The following is a 9,059-nucleotide window of genomic DNA, read 5'->3' as shown; positions in this document are numbered from 1 at the left end:
AGCGTAACCGCCGCTTCCGCCGCGTCCCAGCGCCTCAGCAGCGCCGGTGAAGGGGGTTCTAAGTATAACAAACAAATCCCGCAAGCGGAAAATACACAAAAACAGAAGAAATTCTTGAAAAGTTAATTTATCCAAGAATTACAGATAGTTAATTCAGATCAACCAAGCACACTGCCGCCGATAACTATGTAAAGGCAGGTCAGAATTCCCGGTTCAGCGCGTTATGCACATGATTACCCACAGCCTCACGTCCGAGTCAGGCGGAATCGGCCCTGTTGGACCGGAAAGACAGGTTGGGAATCGGCAGGCGCAGGACAAGCAGGGCGATAATGGCAGCCAGGTAAGCAAGCGGCTCGATCTGAAATCCTTTTGCCAGCAAGAGGTAATGCATCGCCCCCAACAATGCGGCCGCGTAAACGAGGTGGTGCAGCTTGCGCCAGCGCGGTCCCAGTCGGCGCACAGACCAGTTGTTGGAGGTCAACGCCAGCGGAAGCAGAAGAAGAAACCCCGCCATGCCGACTGTTATGTACGGGCGTTTGAGGATATCCGCCCAGATCTGGCTGGGAAGCTGCACATCCAGAACCAGCCACACAAGAAGATGCAACGCGACGTATACAAACGTGAGCACCCCGATCGCGCGCCGAAACTTCATCAGGTTGAGGCCGACATGCCGGCGCAGGGGTGTGACCGCCAGACCGGCAATCAGCAACTGAAGGGCCAGTTCCCCATATCTGTGCTCCAACGCCTCAATCGGTTCGACCCCCAAACCACCGGTCAGGCCAAGATAAAACAGCCAGGGGGCGGGCAACGCCCCCAGCAGATAAACGACCCATACCGGAATACGGCGGAGTGTCTGGTTCATCGCCGACATGGTTTTAATAATTCTTGGCCAGATCCATGCCTTCATAAAGGCTGGCGACCTCTTGTTCATAGCCGTTGAACATCAGGGTCGGCTTACGTGACGCGAAAAGCCCGCCCCCGATCTCGCGCTCTGAAGCCTGAGACCAGCGTGGATGGTCCACGTTGGGGTTCACATTACTGTAGAACCCGTATTCGCGTGGATTGGACATGTTCCAGCTGGTGGGCGGTTCATCCTTTGTGAGCGTGATCCGAACAATCGATTTGATCGATTTGAAGCCGTATTTCCAAGGAACGACCAGACGCAAGGGCGCACCGTTCTGGTTGGGAATCGGGCGGTCGTAAATTCCGGTTGCCATGATTGTCAGGGGGTGCATCGCCTCATCCAGGCGCAATCCCTCTCGGTACGGCCAATCGAGAACGGGAAACCGCGTTCCCGGCATTTCATCCGGGCGATAGGCCGTCTCAAAAGCCACATATTTCGCGCCGTCTTGCACGCCCGCCATATTGAGAAGGTCGGCCAGCTCAAATCCGTTCCACGGAATTACCATCGACCAGGCTTCCACACAGCGAAAGCGGTAGATCCGCTCCTCTATCGTCATCTCGGACAGGATGGCCTGAAAATCATAGTCGCCGGGGTGGTCGACCAGACCATCAATTGTGACGCTCCAGGGTTCGGTCACCAGCGTATGAGCATATTTCGCCGGGTCATCTTTTCCGGTCCCGAACTCATAGTAGTTGTTGTAGGTGGTGATCTCTTCCCACGTGTTCGGCTCCAACCCATCCTGTGCTGCCGCCGGTTTGGCCATCGCAGTCAGGCCGACACCAGCCAGGCCGGCCATAACCTGCCGCCGGTTGAGGAACGCCGCCCGGGGGGTGACGTCTGCATGTGTCAAAGTATTGGTCCAGCGATGCGCCATATGGGTCTCCGTCATCTTCAGTGGTCGCTATTGACGTAGTGTGCTGATAGCACAGAGCCATGGAAACAGGCGTAACGATTGAGCGAAGTGATTGTAACGTTCCATTGTAACAGGGAATTCGAGTAACGTTTTCAGCACCGAAAACCATAGACTCGAGAACTTTTGGAGCCCGGCGGAAAACTGCGGTTTTCGTGGATTACCGTCAGAACTCGGGCACAAAACTTTACAACTGCGGGCGCAAGGCTGCACTCTGTCAGATGGGTGCCACGCCAAGCCGAACGCGAGGCAAGGCTGCAACTGCAGCCTTTTGGCCGCAATGGGAGGAAGAAAAATGTGTGATATCTGCGTAATGAATGCCGTCAAAGACAAGATGCTGTCTCGTCGCGGGTTCTTCAAAGCTGCCGCAGCTTCGGGTGTTGCAGCAGCCGCAACCGGAGCCGTCGCGCCGGCAGCACTGGCGGCCGGGCATGGCGGTGTCGAAGATATGACCCACACGCTGAGCCCGGATTTCCCGACATGGGGCGGCGAACCCGGCATTTCGGCCGAGCAGGCTTTCAACTTTGCTGATCACGGCTTCAATCTGTTCAACCTGTCAATCAACGAACATACGGGCACGCATATCGATGCGCCGCTTCACTTTTCGGCGGATGGGACGTCGGTTGATGAAATCCCCGTCACGGATCTGGTCGCCCCCTTATGCGTCGTGGACATCGCCGCCCGAGCGGCCGAGGACGCTGACACGCGCGTCACCCCGGACGATCTGAAAGCCTGGATTGCGGCCAATGGTGATATTCCTGATGGTGCCTGCGTGGCGATGCATTCCGGATGGGCAGGCAAAACCGCCACGGATGAGTTCCGCAATTTCGACGGCGAAGCGCAGCATTACCCGGGCTTCCACGTTGAAGCCGCGGAGATGCTGATGGAGGAGACCGGAGCACGATCAATTGCCGTTGATACCCTGTCCTTGGATCACGGCATGTCCGCAGATTTCGCGACACATTACGCGTGGTTGCCGTCAGGCCGGTTCGGGATCGAATGTCTGGCTGGGCTGGATCGCGTGCCTGCGTCGGGTGCAACGCTGGTGATCGGCGCACCCAAGCACCAAGGCGGCACCGGCGGGCCGGCGCGGATCTTTGCATTGATCTGACAAATGCCCGGGCGGCCGACCAGCGCCCGCCCGGCCATCTTTCCGGTAGGGCCAAACTTCTGCCACAGTTCCAGACCAAGACGTCGTGCATTCTTGATCTGTTCGGGACACCTGCCTTCATGTTGCTTAGACCCCTTGTTGTTTTTTTGTCTTTGCTGTGCGGATCGGCATTGGCTGATGTGCAATCATGCAAAAAGCTGTTTGAGCGCGCGCCGCAGGTCCTGAGCGATCTGAATCAGATCGGGTCTGAAGTTTATGAAGACAGCCATCCGGGCCTCGGCTATTCCGCCACTTTTGCAGACCCATCTTCCAAGATCACGGTTTTCTTCTATGACCATCAACAAAGGGACGTCTCATCTGAAATGGCCCTTGAAAGCTTTAAACAAGCTGCACGCGATATCGCTGCAATAGCTGCGCGGCGCGGTGCCGAGCTTGGTGAAATCAACGCCTATCAGTTGCGTGATCCGTCGCAGGTGTTGCCGTATCGGGCCGAGGCCAAAGCATCAGATGGCCTGTCCGAACTTCTGGCAGTCGGCGTCGTGGACAATTGTATTGTGAAGCTGAGGTTCACGGCCCAGTTTCCAATGGAGAAAGCGCAGGTCTGGATGAAGGTCCTCAGTGATTATCTGAACAAAGGCTATGGAAAACCGACATGAAAAAGGCCCGCCAAAAAAGCGGGCCTTTCAGTTCACGGTGTCAGATCAATGCACCACGGCATCGTCCGGGCGCGGTCGCTCGGAAGTTCCCAAACGATCACCGATGATCAAACCATCTTGCCCGGCGGTGACCGGAACGACGTCACCATCCTTGATTTCCCCGGCCAGCAGAGCTTCGGCCAACGGGTTCTGCAAGGCGCGCTGGATGACGCGTTTCAGCGGGCGGGCACCGAAGACCGGGTCATAGCCTTCATTGGCCAGCCATTCCTTAGCGCTGTCATCCAGGGCCAGCTCGATCTTGCGGGCGGCCAGACGTTTTTGCAGACGTGCCATCTGAATATCGACGATGCCATCCATATCGGCACGCTTGAGGCGGTCAAAGATGATCGTTTCGTCCAAACGGTTCAGGAACTCGGGCCGGAAATGTGCCCGGACTGCATCCATCACGTCGCGCTTGGCCTGTGAACTGTCCGCACCTTCGGGCAGCTGGCTGAGCGCCTGAGACCCAAGGTTCGACGTCAGGATGATCAGCGTCTGTTTGAAGTCCACGGTGCGGCCCTGACCATCGGTCAGAACGCCATCGTCCAGAACCTGCAACAGCACGTTGAAGACATCCGGGTGCGCCTTTTCGACCTCGTCGAACAGCACGACCTGATAGGGCCTGCGCCGCACGGCTTCGGTCAGCACACCGCCTTCGTCATAACCGACATAGCCCGGAGGGGCACCGATCAGACGGGCGACCGCGTGTTTCTCCATGAACTCGGACATATCGATGCGTACCATCGCGTTGTCGTCGTCAAACAGGAAGTTCGCCACGGCCTTGGTCAGTTCGGTCTTACCCACACCGGTGGGCCCGAGGAACAGGAACGAGCCCAGCGGGCGGCCTTCGTCGTTCAGGCCCGCGCGCGCGCGGCGTACGGCATTGGCCACGGCGGTGACCGCCGCATCCTGCCCGATCACGCGGGAATGCAGTTCTTCTTCCATCCGCAGCAGTTTCTCGCGTTCGCCTTCCAGCATTTTGGCGGTCGGGATGCCCGTCCAGCGTTCGACAACGCTGGCGATCTGTTCCGGACGCACCGTTTCCTCGGCCATCATGGCGTTGCTTTCGGCATTCTCGGCCTCGGACAGCTTTTTCTCAAGCTCGGGGATGATGCCATAGGACAGCTCACCCGCCTTGGCGAGGTTGCCTTCGCGCTTGGCGATTTCCAGATCGGCCCGCGCCTTGTCGAGCTGTTCCTTCAAATCCCGCGCGCCAGCCAGCTTGTCGCGTTCGGCCTGCCACTGCGCAGTCATCTCGGCGGATTTTTCCTGAAGTTCTGCTAGATCCTTCTGCAAGGTTTCCAGGCGATCCTTCGATGCCGCATCGTCTTCCAGCTTCAGCGCCTCTTCCTCGATCTGCATTTGCAGAATCTGGCGATCCAGCTGATCGAGTTCCTCAGGCTTGGAATCCACCTCCATCCGCAACCGCGACGCGGCTTCATCGACCAAGTCGATGGCTTTGTCGGGCAGGAACCGGTCGGTGATATAGCGATGCGACAGGGTCGCCGCCGACACCAACGCCGAATCCGAGATGCGCACGCCGTGGTGCAGCTCGTACTTTTCCTTGATGCCGCGCAGAATGCTGATCGTGTCTTCGACCGTCGGTTCCTGAACCATCACCGGCTGGAACCGGCGCGCAAGGGCCGCGTCTTTTTCGACGTATTTGCGATACTCGTCCAGTGTGGTCGCACCGATACAATGCAGCTCACCCCGGGCGAGCGCGGGCTTGATCAGGTTGGCGGCATCCATCGCACCATCCGATTTGCCCGCGCCAACCAGCGTGTGCATCTCGTCGATGAACAGGATGATCTCACCCGCGGCCTCGGTCACCTCGGTCAGAACAGCCTTGAGGCGTTCTTCGAATTCACCACGGTATTTCGCACCGGCAATCAGCGCACCCATGTCGAGCGCAAGCAGCTTCTTGTCCCTCAGCGATTCCGGTACGTCGCCGTTGACGATGCGCAACGCCATGCCCTCGGCAATCGCGGTTTTACCGACGCCAGGTTCCCCTATCAGAACCGGGTTGTTCTTGGTGCGGCGCGACAGAACCTGCATTGAGCGGCGGATTTCCTCATCCCGCCCGATGATCGGGTCAATCTTGCCTTCAGCCGCAGCTTCAGTCAGATCGCGCGCATATTTCTTGAGCGCGTCATAGCCCTCTTCCGCCGACGCTGTGTCAGCAGTGCGACCCTTGCGGATGTCATTGATCGCTTCATTCAGCTTCTGGGCAGATACCGCACCGGCCTCCAAAGCCTCCTTGGCTTTGGATTTCACCATGCACAGCGCCATCAAAACGCGTTCAACGGGCACAAAGCTGTCGCCCGCCTTGGTGGCGATCTTTTCGGCCTCGTCCAGAACCTTGGCCGTCTGGCCGTCCATGTAAATCTGGCCGGCATCACCGCTGACTTTCGGGATCTTGCCCATGGCAGCGTCAAGCGCCTCGACCACGCGGTTCGGCGCGCCGCCCGCGCGTGTGATCAGATTGCTTGCCAGCCCCTGATCGTCATCCATCAGTGCTTTGAGTATATGTGTGGGCTCCAGCCTCTGGTGCCCCTCGCGCAGCGCAATGGTCTGCGCCGCCTGCACGAACCCCCGTGCCCGTTCAGTGAACTTGTTCAAGTCCATGATATTCTCCTTTTCCAAGCGCCCCGTTTTGATGCGCCCGCCTGGCGGCACGCGTCGGTCGAAGCCTCACATTCAATCTGGGAAATACCTTTGCCGGTTCAAGAGGCTAGAGAGTGAAAAAACGCCTCAACCACGCGGAATCGTATAGACAGTGTAGCCCCCGGTTTCGGCCACCTGCTGGGCATCGTTCGTCTCGACCAGCGACTGCGCGGCGGCGCTGCCCGTGGGGCAGGATACAAGATCGGCGGTGTGGTCGAGGAAATTGCCGGTAAAGGTGGTTTCTCCGGTCAACTGGCACCAGTCATCTTCGGACCGATAGCCCCGAACAAGATACAAATCATCATTGGTCGGGGGCGGCGCGGCGCCGGTTTCGGTCTGTGGCGGCGTGTCGTCGCAGGCGGCCAGCGTGGCGACGACGGCCAGCGGAACAAGGTGCTTCATGGTCTGTCCCTTTGATGCAATTTTCGTTTCAGAGTGGCAGCACCATAGCACAGTTGGGACAAAGCGAGGACACCGCTGGCTCCTTTGTCAGCTGTGGGCGTCAACCGCCTTCGATCTGCCGGATCAGCTTTTGCGCCTCGTCATCGCCCTGCTCGGCCGCGAGGCGAAGAAACCTCAGCGCCTCTTCGACATCGCCGATTTCATAGAGCAACCGGCCGAATTTGCGCTGCGATTTCACATCGCCAAGCTTTGCGGCCCTGCCCCAGAACAACACGGTCGCTTCCGTGTCCTGAGGCACACCGTCCCGCCCGTGATAGGTCAAAGACCCGAGATTGTGCAGCGCCACGACATTGTCCTGCTTGGCGGCCTGGAAATAATAATCCAGCGCCTGTTCGATGTCTTTGGAGTAGCCGTTCTCGCCGATCTCGTAGATGTAGCCCAATCGCGCCGCGGCATCGGCGCTGCCGTTTCGGGCCGCCATCTTCAGATAGTCGACCGCGCGCTGCATATCGCGCGGGACATGCGTTCCTTCGCGATAGATTACGCCGAGGTGCAGCAGAGACGGCTCATATCCGAAGAACGCAGCCCTTTCATAATAGTAAAGCGCCTTGTCGATGTCGGGCGCAACACCTTTCCCGTTCTCGAAGCCATACGCGACGTTGTGCATGCCCATCGGCAGAGCGCTTTCTGCAGCCGCCATGTACCAGGCAAACGCGGTCTCGTGGTCCTCGGGAACGATCTCGCCATCACTATAGAGCGAAGCGAGCGTGTTCATCGCCAGCCCGCTGCCCTCCATCGCGGCCAGTTCCGAAAACTCGAGCGCCATTTCCAGCTTGCCGCCCTTCATGAGCGCCCGGCCAAAGGCGGCCACGACCTCGGCATCGACATCCTGGTCTTTCAGCAGCAGATCGGCGCAGATCGCCATCGCATTCTCGGCGTCCATGTCGGCCCATTTCACCCCGTCGAAATAGGGCGACTGCCCCGGAGCGGCAGCGGCCATCAGGCAGTCATACTCTCCGTCCGAATAGTCGGGGTCCTGCGGTGGATCGTCGGGGTTGGGTTCCGGCCGGGGGCGCAGGTCGGAAACCCGCAGGCGCCGTTGCGGTTCCTTGGGGTCGTCGGCCTTTGCCGGCGCAGAGGCCTCGCCGGTCAGCCCGACCAGCAGATCGCGCGCCAGCTGCGAATAGATCGGGCAATCGGCGTAGATCCGTGAAAAACTCTCGATCGCCGTCGCCGACCCGCTGTCCTTGACGTCCGCCCAGACCAGTCGGGCCTCGCCGCAATCCGTTTCATCGGCCCAGACCGCGCCCGCCCCGACCAGAACAGCCGCCGAGGCCACCACACCCAACCGTATCATCCCGTATTTTCCTGCGTCTTTTCTTGTCTCAATGCGTCACACGCTCTACAGAAGCGCCGATCCCGTCAAGCTTGAAAGGTCGATACAATGCTCCAAACCGCCGATGACCGCCTGATCGTCGCCCTCGACGTCCCCAACGCGCTGGAAGGGCTGAAGCTGGCCGAGACGCTAGGCGACGCCGTTTCGTTCTACAAGATCGGCCTGGGCATGCTGACAGGCGGCGGGCTGGCACTGGCCAATGAGCTCAAGCAGGAACACGGCAAGCGCATCTTCCTGGACATGAAGCTGTTCGACATCGGCAACACGGTGGAAAACGCGGTGCGGGGGCTGGCGCAGTTCGATCTGGATTTCCTGACCGTGCATGGCGACCCGCATGTGGTGCGCGCCGCCAAGGAAGGCGCGGCGGGCAAGGATCTGAAAATCCTGGCGGTGACCATCCTGACCTCGCTGAACCGCGACGACCTGGATGCCTGCATGATGAAGGCCGGCGACGTTCAGGACATGGTGGTGGAACGCGCCGCCCACGCCTTCGAGGCCGGGGCCGACGGCGTGATCGCCAGCCCGCAGGAGGCCGCCCTGATCCGCGCCCTGCCCCAGGCGACGGGCCGGCTGATCGTAACCCCCGGCGTGCGTCCGGCAGGCGCGGCACTGGGCGATCAAAAACGTGTGGCCACACCTGCCAGCGCCATCCAGGACGGGGCGGATCATATCGTAGTTGGCCGCCCCATTTATCAGGCCGAAGATCCAAAATCCGCGGCCGCGGCCGTTTTGACCGAGTTAAATTCTCTGAAAACGTGATGAGCAGGATCATCGTTTCAACAGGGATTCACGCTGAAAAAACCGCCGCAACAGGTTGACCTTACGTCAGTTTTTCGCGAATCCGCGCCAAATCGTCCCTGTGCCAGAAAACACACATTCAAAAAGCGAGTTTCTGAAAAGCGCGCCAAACCCTATCTCAACCGGAAAATCTTAGCGATTCTCAACGGGATTTACTCCCCAACGAACCTACTCTTCCT

The 9,059-nt window shown here is 59.2% G+C and carries 8 protein-coding genes; 3 read left to right on the top strand and 5 right to left on the bottom strand.

The window, feature by feature from the left end; all coding sequences use genetic code 11:
• Window positions 1–256 precede the first annotated feature (256 nt).
• The gene (gene msrQ, locus GS605_RS12295; RefSeq protein WP_171724160.1) at window positions 257–871 is read right to left on the bottom strand and encodes a protein-methionine-sulfoxide reductase heme-binding subunit MsrQ; all 615 of its coding nucleotides are present in this window, start codon (window positions 869–871) and stop codon (window positions 257–259) included.
• Window positions 872–875: 4 nt separating this feature from the next.
• Window positions 876–1,778: a protein-methionine-sulfoxide reductase catalytic subunit MsrP gene (gene msrP, locus GS605_RS12290; RefSeq protein ID WP_171635771.1), complete on the bottom strand. Its 903-nt coding sequence runs from the start codon at window positions 1,776–1,778 to the stop codon at window positions 876–878.
• 331 nt (window positions 1,779–2,109) lie between these two features.
• Between msrP and GS605_RS12285 the strand changes: the two genes are divergently transcribed.
• Both GS605_RS12285 and GS605_RS12280 read left to right on the top strand, forming a co-directional pair.
• Window positions 2,110–2,925 carry a cyclase family protein gene (locus tag GS605_RS12285; protein WP_171635769.1) on the top strand — a complete coding sequence of 272 codons (816 nt, stop codon included), beginning with the start codon at window positions 2,110–2,112 and terminating at the stop codon, window positions 2,923–2,925.
• Window positions 2,926–3,044: 119 nt separating this feature from the next.
• Entirely contained in the window at window positions 3,045–3,581 is a 537-nt protein-coding gene (locus GS605_RS12280; protein WP_171635767.1) for a hypothetical protein, read from the top strand.
• 45 nt (window positions 3,582–3,626) lie between these two features.
• Here GS605_RS12280 and clpB read toward each other — a convergent pair whose 3' ends face one another.
• The 3 genes from clpB to GS605_RS12265 all read right to left on the bottom strand — a co-directional run bounded on the left by clpB (window position 3,627) and on the right by GS605_RS12265 (window position 8,043).
• Window positions 3,627–6,245: an ATP-dependent chaperone ClpB gene (gene clpB / locus GS605_RS12275; protein WP_171635765.1), complete on the bottom strand. Its 2,619-nt coding sequence runs from the start codon at window positions 6,243–6,245 to the stop codon at window positions 3,627–3,629.
• 126 nt (window positions 6,246–6,371) lie between these two features.
• On the bottom strand, window positions 6,372–6,686 hold the full coding sequence (locus GS605_RS12270; protein WP_171635763.1) for a hypothetical protein: 315 nt from the start codon (window positions 6,684–6,686) through the stop codon (window positions 6,372–6,374).
• Between the two features lie 100 nt (window positions 6,687–6,786).
• Window positions 6,787–8,043, bottom strand: coding sequence for a tetratricopeptide repeat protein (locus tag GS605_RS12265; RefSeq protein WP_171724159.1), 1,257 nt, complete (start codon window positions 8,041–8,043; stop codon window positions 6,787–6,789).
• An 87-nt stretch (window positions 8,044–8,130) separates the two neighbouring features.
• Between GS605_RS12265 and pyrF the strand changes: the two genes are divergently transcribed.
• Window positions 8,131–8,841: an orotidine-5'-phosphate decarboxylase gene (gene pyrF / locus GS605_RS12260; RefSeq protein WP_171724158.1), complete on the top strand. Its 711-nt coding sequence runs from the start codon at window positions 8,131–8,133 to the stop codon at window positions 8,839–8,841.
• Window positions 8,842–9,059: the final 218 nt, after the last annotated feature.

Source organism: Ruegeria sp. HKCCD7559, assembly GCF_013110575.1.
Lineage (GTDB): Bacteria > Pseudomonadota > Alphaproteobacteria > Rhodobacterales > Rhodobacteraceae > Ruegeria.
Note: the sequence above shows the minus strand (reverse complement) of the source record. Positions and strands in the feature narration are given on the sequence as shown.

Coding starts and splice junctions, on each gene's coding strand:
- msrQ (WP_171724160.1), bottom strand. CDS start 871: ATGTCGGCGATGAACCAGACACTCCGCCGTATTCCGGTATGGGTCGTT.
- msrP (WP_171635771.1), bottom strand. CDS start 1,778: ATGGCGCATCGCTGGACCAATACTTTGACACATGCAGACGTCACCCCC.
- GS605_RS12285 (WP_171635769.1), top strand. CDS start 2,110: ATGTGTGATATCTGCGTAATGAATGCCGTCAAAGACAAGATGCTGTCT.
- GS605_RS12280 (WP_171635767.1), top strand. CDS start 3,045: ATGTTGCTTAGACCCCTTGTTGTTTTTTTGTCTTTGCTGTGCGGATCG.
- clpB (WP_171635765.1), bottom strand. CDS start 6,245: ATGGACTTGAACAAGTTCACTGAACGGGCACGGGGGTTCGTGCAGGCG.
- GS605_RS12270 (WP_171635763.1), bottom strand. CDS start 6,686: ATGAAGCACCTTGTTCCGCTGGCCGTCGTCGCCACGCTGGCCGCCTGC.
- GS605_RS12265 (WP_171724159.1), bottom strand. CDS start 8,043: ATGATACGGTTGGGTGTGGTGGCCTCGGCGGCTGTTCTGGTCGGGGCG.
- pyrF (WP_171724158.1), top strand. CDS start 8,131: ATGCTCCAAACCGCCGATGACCGCCTGATCGTCGCCCTCGACGTCCCC.